The sequence below is a fragment of the Streptomyces sp. CA-249302 genome (assembly GCF_050936785.1).
Lineage (GTDB): Bacteria > Actinomycetota > Actinomycetes > Streptomycetales > Streptomycetaceae > Streptomyces.
The window spans coordinates 2796756-2813216 of record NZ_JBNJMG010000001.1 but is presented as its reverse complement, the minus strand read 5'-3'; the positions used below and the strand labels follow the sequence as shown (position 1 = coordinate 2813216).

Here is a 16461-nt window from a genome sequence, read left to right as displayed (position 1 = left end):
CGTCGGCCCGGCTCGGCACGGTAGCGTCGACCCTGCCATGGAAGAACTTGCCTATATTCCCAGTCCGTCGCACGGGGTGTGGTACCTCGGCCCCATTCCGCTGCGCGGCTATGCGTTCTGCATCATCATCGGCGTCTTCGTCGCGGTCTGGCTCGGCAACCGCCGGTGGATCGCCCGCGGCGGACGGGCCGGCACGGTGGCCGACATCGCTGTCTGGGCGGTGCCGTTCGGCCTCGTCGGCGGCCGGCTCTACCACGTGATCACGGACTACGAGCTGTACTTCAGCGCGGGCCGTGACTGGGTCGACGCCTTCAAGGTGTGGCAGGGCGGCCTCGGTATCTGGGGCGCGATCGCGCTGGGCGCGGTCGGCGCGTGGATCGGCTGCCGACGCCGGGGCATCCCGCTGCCCGCCTACGCCGACGCCATCGCCCCCGGCATCGCCTTCGCACAGGCGATCGGGCGCTGGGGCAACTGGTTCAACCAGGAGCTGTACGGCAAGGAGACCAAGGTCCCCTGGGCGCTGCACATCACCTCGTCCGCGGACGGCCGGGTGCCGGGTTACTACCACCCGACCTTCCTCTACGAGTCCCTGTGGTGCATCGGCGTCGCGCTGCTCGTGATCTGGGCCGACCGGCGCTTCAAGCTGGGGCACGGCCGAGCGTTCGCGCTGTATGTCGCGGCGTACTGCGTGGGCCGGGCGTGGATCGAGTACATGCGGGTCGACGACGCGCACCACATCCTGGGGCTGCGGCTGAACGACTGGACCGCGTTGGTCGTGTTCCTGCTCGCGGTCACGTACATCGTGGTGTCGGCGAAGAAGCGGCCGGGACGCGAGACCGTGGTCGAGCCGGATGTCTCCGACGGTGGGACCGAGGCCGACGGCGAGGCCGACACCGAGGTGAAGGAAGCGGAGTCCGCTGAGGACGCCGTGAAGGACGACGCCGACGAACCGGCCGAGGCCAAGGACAAGGACGAGGCCGAATCGGCCAAGAAGGGCTGACGGTTCGATCCTCAGCGGCGGTTGGCGAGTGACAGCGTGCGTTGCGCCGCTGTCACCACCGCCGCGTCGATGAAGGTTCCGTCCGGCAGGGCCTGGGCGCCGTGTTCCGTGGTTGCCGCCTTCACGACGGTTTCCGCCTCCTCGATCTCGCGGTCCGTGGGGAGGTAGGCCCGCTCGATGACGGGCAGTTGGCGGGGGTGGATCGCGGCCCGGCCCAGGAAGCCCAGGGCGCGGCCGTGGGCGCAGGAAGCGGCGAGGCCCTCCAGGTCGCGGATGTCGGGGTGGACCGACTGCGGTGGTGGCGGCAGGGCGGCCGCCCGCGCGGCGACGATCACCCGGGAGCGCGACCAGTCCAGGCCCGCGTCCTCGCGTACGCCCAGGTCGGCCCGTAGATCCGTCTCTCCCAGCGAGATGCCGTGCAGGGACGGGTGGGCGGTGGCGATCGCGTAGGCGTGTTCGATGCCGAGGGCGGACTCCAGGAGGGCGAACAGGGCGGGCGCGCCGCCGGCCGCGGGGGCCGTCCCCTCCGCGATGCGGGTGATCTGGGCCGGGGACGTCACCTTCGGCAGGCGCAGGCCGGCGAGGCCCGGGAGGGCGGCCACCGACTTGAGGTCCTTCGCTGCCAAGGGGCCGTCCAGGGCGTTCACGCGGACGTGCACCGGGATCGGCGGGCGCTCCGAGAGGAGCTCGGCAGTCGCCTCGCGGGCGTAGTCCTTGCGCTCGGGTGCGACCGCGTCCTCCAGGTCGACGATCACGACGTCCGCGCCCGCGGCCAGCGCCTTGGCCACCACATGCGGGCGGTCCCCGGGGGCGTACAACCAGGTCAGGGGTGTGGTGGTCATACGGCGCCCTCCTCGCGCAGGGACGTCAACTCGGCCTCCGTCAGGCCCAGTTCGGTGAGGACGGTGTCCGTGTCCGCGCCGTGCGGGCGGCCCGTCCAGCGGATCGCGCCGGGGGTCGCGGAGAGGCGGAACAGGACGTTCTGCATGCGGAGGGGGCCGAGGTCGGGGTCGTCGAGGGTCGTGATCGTGTCGAGGGCCTGGTACTGCGGGTCCGCAAGGACGTCCCGTACGTCCTGGATCGGTGCCACCGCCGCCTCCGCCTTCTCGAAGGCCGCGAGGACCTCGGTGCGGGTGCGGGCGGCGATCCAGGTGCCGACCGCCTCGTCGAGGACGTCGGCGTGCGCGGCCCGGTCGACGCCGGTCGCGAACCAGGGTTCGTCGATCAGCTCCGGGCGGCCGACCAGGTGCATCACACGCTCCGCGATCGACTGGGCGGAGGTGGAGACGGCGACCCACTTGCCGTCGGCGGTGAGGTAGGTGCCGCGCGGGGCGTTGTTGGCGGAGCGGTTGCCGGTGCGCCGCTGGACGTAACCGAGTTGGTCGTACCAGGTCGGCTGGGGGCCGAGCACGGTCAGGATCGGCTCGATGATCGCCATGTCCACCACCTGACCCTCGCCGGTGCGGTCGCGGGCCGCGAGTGCCGTCATCACGGCGTACGCCGTGGCCAGGCCGGCGATCGAGTCGGCGAGGCCGAAGGGCGGGAGCGTCGGCGGGGCGTCCGGCTCGCCGGTGATCGCGGCGAAGCCGCTCATCGCCTCGGCGAGGGTGCCGAAGCCGGGACGGCGGGAGTAGGGGCCGAACTGGCCGAAGCCGGTGACGCGGGCGAGGACCAGGCGGGGGTTGGCGGCGGACAGCTCGGGCCAGCCGAGGTCCCACTTCTCCAGGGTGCCGGGGCGGAAGTTCTCGATCAACACGTCGGCGGTGGCGGCCAGTTGGAGGAGGGTGGCGCGGCCGCCGGGCCGGGACAGGTCGAGGGTGATCGTGCGCTTGTTGCGGCCGAGGAGCTTCCACCACAGGCCGATGCCGTCCTTGGCCGGACCGTGGCCGCGGGACGGATCGGGTTTCGTGGGGTGCTCGACCTTGATGACCTCCGCGCCGAAGTCGCCGAGCATGGTGGCGGCGAGGGGGCCGGCGAAGAGGGTGGCCAGGTCGAGGACGCGCAGACCGGTGAGCGGGGGAGTGCCGGGGGACTGGGGGTGCCGGGGGGCTGGGCGGCGGTGGTCATGAGTGGTACTGCGCCTCGATCTCGGAGCGGTATGGCATCGACGCGGAGGCGCCGGGGCGTTGGACGGAGCGGGCGGCCGCGGCGGCGGCCCAGGTCAGGGCCTCGCGGATGGGGCGTTCCTCGCCCAGGGCCACGGCCAGGGCGCCGACGAAGGTGTCGCCCGCGCCGGTGGAGTCCACGGCGGTGACCTGCGGGGCCGCGACGGCGAGGGGTTCGGCGCCGCGGGCCAGGTAGAGGCTGCCCGCCGCGCCGAGGGTGACGACCACGGCCGGGACGCTCTCCAGCAGGGCGGTGGCCGCGTCGACCACGTCGGTGCGGCCGGTGAGGGTGATCGCCTCGTACTCGTTGGGCACCAACAGGTCGGTGGCGGCGAGGAGTTCGGGCGGGAGCGGCTGGGCGGGCGCCGGGGTGAGGATCGTACGGACGCCGTGCGCGCGGGCGGCCTGCGCGCCCGCGACGACCGCCGGCATCGGGATCTCCAGCTGGAGCAGCAGGGTGTCGGCCGAGGCGATCAGGCCCTCGTCGCCGGGGGCGAGGTGGTCGACGGTGCCGTTCGCGGCGGGGATCACCACGATCGCGTTGCCGCCCTCGTCGTCGACGACGATGTGGGCGGTGCCGGAGGGGCCCTCGATCGTGCGGAGCAGGTCCGTGTCGACGCCGGAGTGTTCGAGTGTGGACCGGAGTCGGGGACCGTAAGCGTCGGTGCCGACTGCGCCGATCATCGACACGGTGGCGCCGGCGCGGGCCGCGGCGATCGCCTGGTTGGCGCCCTTGCCGCCGGGGATCGTACGGAACTCCCGTCCCGTCACCGTCTCTCCGCGCTGCGGTGCCTTCGCCACATACGCGACCAGATCCATGTTCGTGCTGCCCAGTACGACGATGTGGGTCATGGGCGGGATGCCTCCCGGTGGGTGAGGTGGGCGAGGGTGTCGAAGCCGACGCCGTTGAAGTCGCCGACGGAGGTGGCCAGTTGGTTCTTCAGAGGGGTGGTCCAGTGGTCGGGCAGGGCGGTGGGGGTGCCGGCGAGGAGGGCGGCGATGCTCCCTGCCGTGGCACCGTTGGAGTCGGTGTCCCAACCGCCGCCCACCGCGCGGGAGATGGAGCCGGTGAAGTCGCCGTGCGCGTGGGTGAGGGCGGCGGCGATCAGGGCTGTGTTGGGGATGGCGTGGACCCAGTGGTGGGTGTCGGCGTAGGTGGCGTGCAGTTGGTCCACGACCGTGTCGAAGTCCCGGTGTTCGTGCGCCAGTTGGATGGCGTGATGGATCGCCGCGGCCAGGCGGGAGCGGGGTGGGATCACCTTGAGGCCGGTGCTGAGACAGGTGTGGATGTCGTGGGTGCCGGTCGCCGCGGTGGCGATGGCGGCGGCCGTGAACATCGCCGCGTAGACGCCGTTCGCGGTGTGGGTGAGGGTGGCGTCCCGGTGGGCCTGTTCCGCCGCGGCGGCGGGGTTGCCGGGGTTGGTCCAGCCGTGGATGTCGGCGCGGATCAGGGCGCCGATCCATTCGCGGAAGGGGTTGCGGTGGCGGGCGGTGTGCGGGGGTTCGATGCCGGTGAGGAGGTTGCGGTAGGCGATGCGCTCGGCGGTGAAGGTGCGGCCGGCGGGGAGTTCGTCGAGCCAGAGTTTCGCCACGTCGGTGGGGGTGAAGTCCCTGCCGTGGCGTTGGAGCAGGAGGAGGTTGAGGAGGGGGTAGTTGAGGTCGTCGTCCTCGGGCATGCCGTCGATGTTCTCGGCGAGGGAGGTGGGGGCGGAGCGGCGGTTCCAGGGGTGGGCGGAGAGGAGGTCCGGGGGGACTCCCTTGGCGGTGAAGTATGTGGTGAGGGGCCAGTTGCCGGTGGACTCGGCGAGGCTGCGGATGGCTTGGAGGGGGAGTTTTTCGACCGGTTTGCCCAGGAGGCATCCGACGGCGCGTCCGAGCCAGGCCGCTTCCAGGCGGGGCTGGGTGGGGGGTGCTGTGGGGGGCGTTTCGCTTGAATGGCTGGGCCAGTTCGGGCAGCCGGCCCTGATCTTGGTGAGGTCCGTCGGTTCTTGATCCGCCAACCTGCTTGGGAGGTCGGCCAGTTCGTCCAACAGATCCTCGGCCAGCAGTCGCAGATATCTCGACGCCGGTTCCTGGGACGCGCCTGCTCTCGGTGGGGCCTCTCTGCCGCCCGCCGCCCTCCACCTCGCGGCGATCATCGAGGCCTCTCGGCCGTCCAGGGCCGCCTGTCCGAGCTCGTGGCCCACCAGGTCCTCCGGTTGGACCCAGGTCAGTCGGAGCATCTTGGGTCTCCGAGGTGGGCGAAGGCCGATTCGTGGGTTCTGCGGCGGCGTACGTCCTGTTCGAAGATCTCCCGGGTTACGGCGGTGAGGGTCGTCGCCGGTTCCCAGAGGTCCAGGCGGCTGGCCTCGGAGACCGTTTTGGACCAGGTCTCCGGGACGGGGGAGCCCAGGGCGCCGGACAGGGCGCCTGCCATCGTGGCGATCGAGTCGCAGTCGCGGCCGTAGTTCACCGAACCCAGGACCGCTTGGTGGTAGTCGCCGCCGGTCAGCAGCAACATGCCCAGGGCGATGGGGAGTTCCTCGATGGAGTGGAGGCGGGAGGGGCGGCGGGCACCCAGGGAGGGGGCGCGGTAGTCGGGGCCGACCGTGTCGAAGGGGACGACTGCCGCGCGGAGCGGTTCGAGGGCCGACTCGAAGTCCGTGTGGCAGGACGCCACTTCGCAGACCTGCTCGATCGCCGTGCGGGTGGCGTCCTTGGCCAGGGCGAGGGTGGTCCTGATGATCGAGGCCGGGGTCGCGCCGGGGGTCGCCGCCGCTGCCACCGCCGCTGCGAAGACGGCCGCCGCCTCTCGGCCGTACGACGACTGGTGGGCTCCCGCGATGTCCAGGGCCTCGGCGTAGGCGGCCCTGGGATTGGCCGCGTTGACCAGGCCGACCGGTGCCATGTACATCGCCGCGCCGCAGTTGACGATGTTGCCGACGCCGGCCTCCCGGGGGTCTGCGTGGGCGTAGTGGAGGCGGGTGACCAGCCATTTCTCGGCCAGGAAGATGCGGTGGAGGGGGAGGGCCTCCGCTTCGAGTTCCGGGATCCAGCGGGGGTTGGTCATGAGGTCGGGGACCAGGTGGTCGGCGATCGCGTAGGCGTCCAGGTGGTCGCGGACGGTCGCGTAGACCCGTACCAGCGCATGGGTCATCAAGGTGTCGTCGGTGACGTGGCCGTCGCCCTTGTGGTACGGCGCCAGGGGGCGGGCGGTGCGCCAGGCGTCGCCGTTCCAGGGGCCGACGATGCCGTGGACGCGGCCGCCGTGGCGTTCGAGGATCTGGGCGGGGGAGTAGCCCTCGACCGGGCCGCCCAGGGCGTCACCGACCGCTGCGCCCACGAGGGCGCCGGTGATGCGATCCTCGAGGCTCATTTCTGTTAGTTCGGGCTTCATGTCCCGAATCATCCACCCGGCGGGGCCGGTTGCGTGGCTTCCAGGAGTTCGGCGAGTTCCACCAGGTCGGTGCCGGTGAGGCGGGGGAGGGCACAGCCGGAGAGGGTGCGGCAGGCGTTCCGCCAGGACGGGGGGATCGCGTCGCCGCCGCCGAGTGCGCCGGTGAGGGCGCCGGCCAGGGCGGGGGCCGAGTCGGCCACTCGGGAGAGGCAGGCCGCGGCGGGTACGGCTTCCGCGATACGGCCCCTGGAGGCCGTGGCGAGGGCCAGGGCCACCGGGACTGTTTCGGCGGCCGCGATGCCGTAGCTGTAGACGTGGTCGACGATTTGGTGTTCGAGGAGGGGGATCAGGGCGAAGGCGGAGTCGGATTCCTGGGCCAGGTGCAGGGCGTGGCGGGAGTTGCGGCCGATCTCGGTGGATTCGGGGAGTTCGGTGAGGGCCGCGGCTACGCAGGTGTGTACGTCGGCGCCGGTCAGGGCGAGGGAGACGGCGGCGGCCATCGCTCTCGCGCCGTGGACTCCGTCGCCGTCCTGGGTGTAGCGGGCGTCGAACTCGGCCAGGTCTGCGGCGAGTCGGGGGTTTCCGGGGTGGGCTACGGCGAGGACGCAGGCGCGGATGCAGGCGGCGTCGTCGAAGTAGTGGGGGTTGTCGTGGCCGGTGGCGGGTGGGCGGAGGCCGGTGGCGAGGTTGCCGAGGCCGGCTCGGACGGAGATGCGGGCGCGGAGGGGGAGGACGGCGGATTCGATCTCGGGTGCGCGGTCTGCCGCGGCGGCGACTTCTGCGGCGAGGGCGTTCCAGGTGAGGTCGATTGCGGCTCTGGTGCGGCGTTCCTTGGTGAGGTCGCCGAGGGCTGTGTCGTCGCCGGCTCTGAGGAGGGCTTCTGCGGCGAAGGCTGCCCATTCTGCGTCGTCGGAGGGGCCCAGGCGGAGGGGTTCGGGGGGTTGGTTGAGGGCGATGGGGACGGGGAGGGTGGTGGTTGCGTTGTGTTCGGCGAAGGTGTCGAGTTCGCGGGTGAGGCGGCGGGTCCATTCGGGCATGCGGGTTGCGCGGTGGCGGGCGGCGGGCCAGCCTGCGGCGTCGCCTGCGGCGAGGCCCAGCAGTAGGCCGACGGTCCTACGGGCCTCGGCGGATCCCTGCGGGTGCGGTGCGGCGCCAACCGCCTCGGCTTCGCCTTCGGCGGGTTCGCTCCCACCCGCACCGCCCGTGCGACTTTCGTCGTCGGGTGCCGGTGGCCCCTGTGGGGCGAAATCGCCGTCGGCGGCTGCCGGTTCGTACGGCTTCGCCGCGACCGCCGGTTCGATCAGTTCCGCCACGGCCTTCGGCCCGGCCGGCTCCCTCACCGTTCCCTCGTCCCACGGGCTCGGCGGTGTCATGAGGCGGTCCCCATGGTTCCCGACGCCAGCGGGTCCGCCGTCTCCGCCGTCCTTGGCGTCAGCGGGTCCGCCACCCTCGCCGTCCTTGGCGTCAGTGGGTCCGCCACCTCCGTCGCCCCTGGCGTCAGTGGGTCCGCCACCTCCGTCGCCCCCGGCACCAACAAATCCGCCACCTCCAGCACATGATGGCCTGCCATCGCCGGGAGGCAGGTGCCCCGTGCAGGGGCGATTGCCGATGCCCACTCCGGGGGGATCGACGACGCTCCCCGCGTCGCGCCCGCCAACGCCCCCGCCACCGCTGCCGTCGTGTCCGCGTCTCGGCCCATGTTCACCGCCGTGAGGACCGCTTCGCGGAAGTCGCCGTCGGCTGCCGCGTATGCGCCGAAGGCCAGGGCCACCGCCTCGGGGGCCAGGTCCGTCCAGGGGTAGCCGCCGATGACGACCGCCGAGCGGACCGCTCGCTCGCCTCGGTGGGCCACCGCCACCGCTCGGCGCAGGGAGCGGGCCGTCCAGGAGTCGTCCGGGATGACGGCGAGGGCGGAGGCGACCACCGCGATGGTCGGAGCGCCTGCCATCGCCGCCGCCACTCCCGCCGCCACCGCCTGGCCGCCGTAGATGCCCTCGCCCTCGTGGCTCACCGAGCCGTCGATCGCCGCCAGACGGGCCGCTTCGGCGGGGCGGCCCGCGGCGAAGACGCCGAAGGGGGCCGCCCGCATCGCCAGGCCGTCGCTCCAGGCGTGGCGGTGCTGGGCGGAGATGGGGGCCGCCAGGCCGCGGCGGAGGTTCTCCAGGGTGCCGCGTTCGCTGAAGCCGGCGCCCCGGAAGGGGCCCTCGTCGCGGTCGGCGATCCATTCGTGCCAGGCCGCCTCCACGTGCGAGGCGGTGAGGGCCGAGCCGTGGCGGGCGAGGAGCAGGCCCGAGAAGATCGCGTACTCGGTGTCGTCCGTGCCGGCCGGGGTGTCCGTGACGTAGCCCGTGATGCGGCCCCAGCGGGAGCGGATCTCCGACGGCTTCATGTTCTCGGCGGGGGCTCCCAGGGCGTCGCCGACCGCCAGGCCCAGGAGCGCGCCGCGGGCCCGGTCGCGAAGTTCGGCGGTGTTCCCGGACGACGGAACCGTGGGGATGCAGGTGATCGATGACATGGGCGGCCTCTCCGGAGACGTTCCCGGATGTTTCCCACCATCGGCGGTTGACCTCAGCCTCGGAGGGCTTCATGTCACCCGGTCGACATATGGGCGGCAGGAGGTTCGGATGAGCGTTCGGCGGTAAAACCGCAGGTTAGCCCAGGCTTTCCTTGCTGGCGGGCGGGAATGTGGCGACGTATCTTCGGTGTTGTAGAGAATTAGAACTTGTCTAAAGTTAGCTTTGGCTTAGCTTTCCTGGGGGCCCGAAACATGGCGATCATCGAGACCGAGGCCGCGCTGCATGAGGCGCACCGTGACAACCACACTCACCGCGATGTCAACGGAGGGTGGCTGCGGCCTGCCGTCTTCGGTGCCATGGACGGGCTCGTGTCCAACCTGGCCCTGATGACCGGCGTCGCGGGCGGGGCCGTCGGTCAGCACACCATCGTGCTGACCGGGCTCGCGGGGCTTGCCGCCGGTGCCTTCTCGATGGCCGCCGGGGAGTACACCTCCGTCGCCTCGCAGCGCGAGCTCGTCGAGGCCGAGCTGGACGTGGAGCGGCGGGAGCTGCGGAAGCATCCGCTGGATGAAGAGGCCGAGCTTGCTGCGCTGTATGCGGGGCGGGGTGTCGAGCCGGGGCTGGCGCGGGAAGTGGCCCGGCAGCTGTCGCGGGATCCCGAGCAGGCGCTGGAGATCCACGCCCGTGAGGAGCTCGGCATCGACCCGAGCGATCTGCCCTCGCCGCTGGTGGCCGCCGTGTCGTCCTTCGGGGCCTTCGCGCTGGGCGCGCTGCTGCCCGTACTGCCGTATCTGCTCGGCGCGACCGTGCTGTGGCCGGCCCTGCTGCTCGCGCTGGTCGGGCTGTTCGCCTGTGGTGCGGTGGTGGCCAAGGTGACCGCGCGGACCTGGTGGTTCAGCGGCTTGCGGCAGCTCGCGCTGGGTGGTGCGGCGGCCGGTGTGACGTACGCCCTGGGCAGTTTGTTCGGAACGGCCGTAGGATGAGTCGGCTGCAAGTTATGCGTTGGGCCGCATAAGTAGCCGTTACCCGCTGGTTTCGGATGCATGACCACGGGGCATGAGCCGTAAGCGCCGTGGGCAATGAGGCCTGACGCGCACCTCGGGAAGAGCGACGTAGCCCTTCCCGTCTTCCGGACCGGCGGACATCGATCTGTCCCGCTCGGTCCCCATATAGCTTCCACCGCAGGCGCGGCACCCGCGCTGCAGCCGCGCGGTGTCCGCATGTTGGAACGGAATATCCCGGTTCCCGAGAACCGCTCCATCATGTAACCTGCACGAAATTTTGCACTCAGCAGAGGGCCAACGTCGTCCCTCGGCAATCTGCATATGCCAATAGAGACGACGACGGGAGAGCCGATGCGTACGCCGCGCCAGCCGTCCCAGCACTCCGCGAATGGCCAGAACTGGTCCTTCATGGATGCTCGCCCTGCTGCGCAGGGTATGTACGACCCCCGCAACGAACGCGACGCGTGCGGCGTCGGTTTCGTCGCCACCCTCACCGGCGAGGCGTCCCACACCCTGGTTGAGCAGGCACTCACGGTGCTGCGCAACCTCGAGCACCGCGGTGCCACCGGCTCCGAGCCCGACTCCGGCGACGGCGCCGGAATCCTCTCCCAGGTACCCGACGCGTTCTTCCGCGAGGTGGCCGGATTCGAGCTGCCCGAGGCGGGCGGTTACGCGGTCGGTATCGCCTTCCTGCCGGAGGACGGGACGGCGGACGCCGTCTCACAGATCGAGACGATCGCGGGCGACGAGGGCCTCACGGTTCTCGGCTGGCGCGAGGTTCCGGTCGCTCCCGAACTGCTCGGCGCCACCGCGCGTTCGACGATGCCCGCCTTCCGGCAGATCTTCGTCACGGACAGTGTCAGCAAGGACATCGCGCTCGACCGCAAGGCCTTCGCGCTGCGCAAGCGCGCCGAGCGTGAGGTCGGTGTCTACTTCCCGTCGCTCTCCGCGCGCACCATCGTCTACAAGGGCATGCTGACCACCGGCCAGCTGGAGCCCTTCTTCCCGGACCTCTCCGACCGCCGCTTCGGCTCGGCCGTCGCCCTGGTCCACTCGCGCTTCTCCACGAACACCTTCCCGTCGTGGCCGCTCGCGCACCCGTACCGCTTCGTCGCGCACAACGGTGAGATCAACACCGTCAAGGGCAACCGCAACTGGATGGTCGCCCGCGAGTCGCAGCTGGTATCCGAGTTGTTCGGGGAGAAGGGCCTGGAGCGGGTCTTCCCGATCTGTACGCCGGACGCCTCCGACTCGGCGTCCTTCGACGAGGTGCTCGAACTCCTGCACCTGGGCGGGCGTTCGCTGCCGCACTCCGTGCTGATGATGATCCCGGAGGCGTGGGAGAACCACGACTCCATGGACCCGGCCCGCCGCGCCTTCTACAACTTCCACTCCACGATGATGGAGCCCTGGGACGGCCCGGCCTGCGTCACCTTCACCGACGGCAAGCAGGTCGGCGCGGTCCTCGACCGCAACGGCCTTCGCCCCGGCCGCTACTGGGTCACCGACGACGGCCTGGTCGTCCTCGGCTCCGAGGTCGGCGTCCTCGACATCGACCCCGCCAAGGTCGTCCGCAAGGGCCGCCTTCAGCCCGGCAAGATGTTCCTCGTCGACACGGTCGAGCACCGCATCATCGAGGACGACGAGATCAAGGCGGGCCTCGCCGCCGAGCACCCCTACGCGGAGTGGATCGAGGCCGGCGAGATCGAGCTGGGCGACCTGCCCGAGCGCGAGCACATCGTGCACACGCACGCCTCGGTCACCCGCCGCCAGCAGACCTTCGGTTACACCGAGGAGGAGCTGCGCGTCATCCTGGCGCCGATGGCCAAGGCCGGTGCCGAGCCGATCGGTTCGATGGGTACGGACTCGCCGATCGCCGCGCTGTCCAGCCGCCCGCGGCTGCTCTTCGACTACTTCACCCAGCTGTTCGCACAGGTCACCAACCCGCCGCTGGACGCGATCCGCGAGGAGCTCGTCACCTCGCTGCGTTCCTCGCTGGGCCCGCAGGGCAACCTGCTCGACCCGACGGCCGCTTCCTGCCGCTCCGTCGTGCTGCCCTTCCCGGTGATCGACAACGACGAGCTGGCCAAGCTCATCCACATCAACGCCGACGGCGACATGCCCGGCTTCAAGGCCGCGACGCTGTCCGGCCTGTACCGGGTCTCCGGCGGTGGGGACTCCCTCGCGGCCCGTATCGACGAGATCTGCGCCGAGGCCGACGCGGCCATCGACAACGGCGCCCGGCTGATCGTCCTCTCGGACCGCCACTCGGACGCCGAGCACGCGCCGATCCCGTCGCTGCTGCTCACCGCGGCCGTCCACCACCACCTCATCCGCACCAAGCAGCGCACCCACGTGGGCCTGCTGGTCGAGGCCGGTGACGTCCGCGAGGTCCACCACGTCGCCCTGCTGATCGGCTTCGGCGCCGCGGCCGTCAACCCGTACCTGGCGATGGAGTCCGTCGAGGACCTGGTCCGCGCGGGCACCTTCCTCTCGGACATCGAGGCCGAGCAGGCCATCCGCAACCTGATCTACGCCCTCGGCAAGGGCGTTCTGAAGGTCATGTCCAAGATGGGCATCTCGACCGTGGCCTCCTACCGCGGCGCCCAGGTCTTCGAGGCCGTCGGCCTGGACGAGACCTTCGTCGAGAAGTACTTCAACGGCACCGCCACCAAGATCGGCGGCGTCGGCATCGACGTCGTCGCCAAGGAGGTCGCCGCCCGGCACGCGAAGGCGTACCCGGCCTCCGGCATCGCGCCGGCCCACCGCGCCCTCGAGATAGGCGGCGAGTACCAGTGGCGCCGCGAGGGCGAGCCGCACCTGTTCGACCCGGAGACGGTCTTCCGCCTCCAGCACTCCACGCGCACCGGTCGCTACGACATCTTCAAGATGTACACCGAGCGCGTGAACGAGCAGTCCGAGCGCCTGATGACGCTCCGCGGGCTCTTCGGCTTCAAGTCCGACCGCCCCTCGATCTCCATCGACGAGGTCGAGCCGGTCTCCGAGATCGTCAAGCGCTTCTCCACCGGTGCCATGTCGTACGGCTCCATCTCGCGCGAGGCGCACGAGACGCTGGCCATCGCCATGAACCAGCTGGGCGGCAAGTCCAACACCGGTGAGGGCGGCGAGGACCCGGACCGTCTCTACGACCCGGCCCGGCGCAGCGCCATCAAGCAGGTGGCCTCCGGCCGCTTCGGTGTGACGAGCGAGTACCTGGTCAACGCGGACGACATCCAGATCAAGATGGCCCAGGGCGCCAAGCCCGGCGAGGGCGGCCAGCTGCCCGGCCACAAGGTCTACCCGTGGGTCGCGAAGACCCGGCACTCGACCCCGGGTGTCGGTCTGATCTCCCCGCCGCCGCACCACGACATCTACTCGATCGAGGACCTGGCCCAGCTGATCCACGACCTGAAGAACGCGAACCCGCAGGCGCGGATTCACGTGAAGCTGGTGTCGGAGGTCGGCGTCGGCACGGTCGCGGCCGGTGTGTCGAAGGCGCACGCGGACGTCGTCCTCATCTCCGGCCACGACGGCGGTACGGGTGCCTCGCCCCTCACCTCCCTCAAGCACGCCGGTGGACCCTGGGAGCTGGGCCTCGCCGAGACCCAGCAGACCCTGCTGCTCAACGGCCTGCGCGACCGCATCGTCGTTCAGACCGACGGCCAGCTGAAGACCGGCCGTGACGTCGTCATCGCCGCGCTGCTCGGCGCCGAGGAGTTCGGTTTCGCGACCGCGCCGCTCGTCGTCTCCGGCTGCGTCATGATGCGCGTCTGCCACCTGGACACCTGCCCGGTCGGCATCGCCACCCAGAACCCGACCCTGCGGGACCGGTTCTCCGGCAAGGCCGAGTACGTCGTCAACTTCTTCCAGTACATCGCCGAAGAGGTCCGCGAGATCCTCGCCGAGCTGGGCTTCCGCACCATCGAGGAGGCCGTCGGCCAGGCCGGGACGCTCGACGTGACCCGCGCGGTCGACCACTGGAAGGCCCAGGGCCTCAACCTGGAGCCGCTGTTCCACGTGCCGGCGCTGCCCGAGGGCGCGGTCCGCCACCAGGTCATCGAGCAGGACCACGGCCTGGAGAAGGCGCTCGACAACGAGCTGATCAAGCTCGCCGCCGACGCCCTCGCCGCCGACTCGGCGACCGACGCCCAGCCGGTGCGCGCCCAGGTCGCGATCCGCAACATCAACCGCACGGTCGGCACCATGCTCGGCCACGAGGTGACCAAGAAGTTCGGCGGTGCCGGTCTGCCCGACGACACCATCGACATCACCTTCACCGGTTCCGCGGGCCAGTCCTTCGGCGCCTTCCTCCCTCGCGGTGTCACGCTGCGCCTGGAGGGCGACGCCAACGACTACGTCGGCAAGGGCCTCTCCGGCGGCCGCGTGATCGTCCGTCCCGACCGGGGCGCCGACCACCTCGCCGAGTACTCGACGATCGGCGGCAACACCATCGCGTACGGCGCCACCGGTGGCGAGCTGTACCTGCGCGGTCGTACCGGCGAGCGGTTCTGTGTCCGCAACTCCGGTGCCACGGTCGTCTCCGAGGGCGTGGGCGACCACGGCTGCGAGTACATGACCGGTGGCCGCGCGGTGGTCCTGGGCGAGACGGGCCGTAACTTCGCGGCCGGTATGTCCGGTGGCATCGCGTACGTGATCGACCTGAACGTCGACAACGTCAACGTCGGCAACGTCGGCGCCATCGAGGCCCTCGACGACACCGACCGGCAGTGGCTGCACGACGTGGTGCGCCGTCACCAGGAGGAGACCGGCTCCACGGTCGCCGAGAAGCTGCTCGCCGAGTGGGACACCGCGGTCGAGCGCTTCACCAAGATCATCCCCAGCACGTACAAGGCAGTGCTCGCCGCCAAGGACGCCGCCGAGCAGGCGGGACTCTCCGAGTCCGAGATCACCGAGAAGATGATGGAGGCGGCGATCAATGGCTGACCCGAAGGGCTTCCTGAACCACGGCCGTGAGGTCGCCAAGTCCCGTCCCGTCGGCGAGCGCCTGAAGGACTGGAACGAGGTCTACGTCCCCGGCTCCCTGCTGCCGATCATCAGCAAGCAGGCCAGCCGCTGCATGGACTGCGGCATCCCGTTCTGCCACAACGGCTGTCCGCTGGGGAACCTGATCCCCGAGTGGAACGACTACGCCTACCGCGAGGACTGGTCGGCGGCGTCGGAGCGCCTCCACGCCACGAACAACTTCCCGGAGTTCACCGGTCGGTTGTGCCCGGCTCCCTGCGAGTCGGCGTGCGTGCTCGGCATCAACCAGCCGGCCGTCACCATCAAGAACGTCGAGGTCTCGATCATCGACAAGGCGTGGGAGACCGGCGACGTCGCGCCCCAGATCCCGGAGCGCCTGTCGGGCAAGACGGTCGCGGTCATCGGCTCGGGCCCCGCGGGCCTGGCCGCCGCCCAGCAGCTCACCCGGGCCGGCCACACCGTCGCCGTCTACGAGCGCGCCGACCGCATCGGCGGCCTGCTCCGCTACGGCATCCCCGAGTTCAAGATGGAGAAGCGGCACATCAACCGCCGTATCGAGCAGATGCGCGCGGAGGGCACCCGTTTCCGTACCGGGATCGAGATCGGCCGCGACCTCAAGGCGACCGACCTGAAGAAGCGGTACGACGCGATCGTCATCGCCGCCGGTGCGACGACCGCCCGTGATCTCCCCGTCCCCGGGCGGGAGTTGAAGGGCATCTACCAGGCGATGGAGTACCTGCCCCTGTCGAACAAGGTCCAGGAGGGCGACTACGTCACCTCCCCGATCTCGGCCGAGGGCAAGCACGTCGTGGTCATCGGCGGTGGCGACACCGGCGCCGACTGCGTGGGCACCGCCCACCGCCAGGGCGCGGCCTCCGTCACGCAGCTGGAGATCATGCCCCGCCCGAACGAGGAGCGGAACGCCGCCTCCCAGCCGTGGCCGACGTTCCCGATGCTCTACAAGGTGACGTCCGCGCACGAGGAGGGCGGCGAGCGGGTCTACTCCGTCTCGACCACCCACTTCGAGGGCGACGAGGACGGCAACGTCCAGTGGCTGCACCTCAGCGAGGTCGAGTTCATCGACGGCAAGCTGACCCCGAAGCCGGGCTCGGAGCGCAAGATCCCCGCCCAGCTGGTGACGCTGGCCATGGGCTTCACGGGCACCGACCGCGACAACGGCCTGGTCGAGCAGTTCGGTCTCGACCTCGACGCGCGCGGCAACATCGCCCGCGACGCCGAGTTCCAGACCAACGTGCCGGGCGTCTTCGTCGCCGGTGACGCGGGCCGCGGCCAGTCGCTCATCGTGTGGGCGATCGCCGAGGGCCGCTCGGCCGCCCGCGGCACGGACCGCTTCCTGACCGGCGCGAGCGACCTGCCGGCCCCGATCAGGCCGACGGACCGCTCGCTGATGGTCTGACGGTCACAACAGGGACCTGACGGTCCCTCAAACAGCGTCCCGTACAAAGGCGTACGGAAC

At 70.9% G+C, this 16461-nt stretch carries 11 protein-coding genes; 4 read left to right on the top strand and 7 right to left on the bottom strand.

The window, feature by feature from the left end; all coding sequences use genetic code 11:
- The first annotated feature begins 37 nt into the window (after nt 1–37).
- A complete protein-coding gene (gene lgt, locus ACQEWB_RS12695) occupies nt 38–1000 on the top strand; it encodes a prolipoprotein diacylglyceryl transferase (protein WP_432830200.1) in 963 nt (320 codons plus the stop codon).
- A gap of 11 nt (nt 1001–1011) precedes the next feature.
- Here the strand turns inward: lgt and ACQEWB_RS12690 are convergent, their stop codons facing one another.
- From ACQEWB_RS12690 to ACQEWB_RS12660, 7 genes are read right to left on the bottom strand one after another with little or no spacing between them, the layout of a single operon-like run.
- Nucleotides 1012–1842, bottom strand: coding sequence for an HpcH/HpaI aldolase/citrate lyase family protein (locus ACQEWB_RS12690; protein WP_432830198.1), 831 nt, complete (start codon nt 1840–1842; stop codon nt 1012–1014).
- Complete coding sequence (locus tag ACQEWB_RS12685) at nt 1839–3005, bottom strand: CaiB/BaiF CoA transferase family protein (RefSeq protein ID WP_432843778.1); 1167 nt, start codon at nt 3003–3005, stop codon at nt 1839–1841. Before ACQEWB_RS12685 ends, ACQEWB_RS12690 begins: the two co-directional genes overlap by 4 nt.
- A gap of 58 nt (nt 3006–3063) precedes the next feature.
- Entirely contained in the window at nt 3064–3957 is an 894-nt protein-coding gene (gene rbsK / locus ACQEWB_RS12680; RefSeq protein WP_432830196.1) for a ribokinase, read from the bottom strand.
- A complete protein-coding gene (locus ACQEWB_RS12675) occupies nt 3954–5327 on the bottom strand; it encodes an ADP-ribosylglycohydrolase family protein (RefSeq protein ID WP_432830194.1) in 1374 nt (457 codons plus the stop codon). Before ACQEWB_RS12675 ends, rbsK begins: the two co-directional genes overlap by 4 nt.
- Nucleotides 5315–6481 carry an ADP-ribosylglycohydrolase family protein gene (locus tag ACQEWB_RS12670; protein ID WP_432830192.1) on the bottom strand — a complete coding sequence of 389 codons (1167 nt, stop codon included), beginning with the start codon at nt 6479–6481 and terminating at the stop codon, nt 5315–5317. Before ACQEWB_RS12670 ends, ACQEWB_RS12675 begins: the two co-directional genes overlap by 13 nt.
- Nucleotides 6482–6489: 8 nt before the next feature.
- Nucleotides 6490–7854, bottom strand: a complete 1365-nt coding sequence (locus ACQEWB_RS12665; RefSeq protein ID WP_432830190.1) for an ADP-ribosylglycohydrolase family protein — start codon at nt 7852–7854, stop codon at nt 6490–6492.
- The gene (locus ACQEWB_RS12660) at nt 7851–8996 is read right to left on the bottom strand and encodes an ADP-ribosylglycohydrolase family protein (RefSeq protein ID WP_432830188.1); all 1146 of its coding nucleotides are present in this window, start codon (nt 8994–8996) and stop codon (nt 7851–7853) included. The genes ACQEWB_RS12665 and ACQEWB_RS12660 overlap by 4 nt, the downstream gene beginning before the upstream one ends.
- Nucleotides 8997–9248: 252 nt before the next feature.
- On the opposite strand from ACQEWB_RS12660, the gene ACQEWB_RS12655 reads away from it, so the two are divergent.
- The 3 genes from ACQEWB_RS12655 (at nt 9249) to ACQEWB_RS12645 (ending at nt 16401) form a co-directional block, all read left to right on the top strand.
- Nucleotides 9249–9980, top strand: coding sequence for a VIT1/CCC1 transporter family protein (locus ACQEWB_RS12655; protein ID WP_432830186.1), 732 nt, complete (start codon nt 9249–9251; stop codon nt 9978–9980).
- A gap of 372 nt (nt 9981–10352) precedes the next feature.
- Complete coding sequence (gltB, locus tag ACQEWB_RS12650) at nt 10353–14945, top strand: glutamate synthase large subunit (protein ID WP_432830184.1); 4593 nt, start codon at nt 10353–10355, stop codon at nt 14943–14945.
- Entirely contained in the window at nt 14938–16401 is a 1464-nt protein-coding gene (locus tag ACQEWB_RS12645) for a glutamate synthase subunit beta (protein WP_432830182.1), read from the top strand. The genes gltB and ACQEWB_RS12645 overlap by 8 nt, the downstream gene beginning before the upstream one ends.
- Nucleotides 16402–16461: the final 60 nt, after the last annotated feature.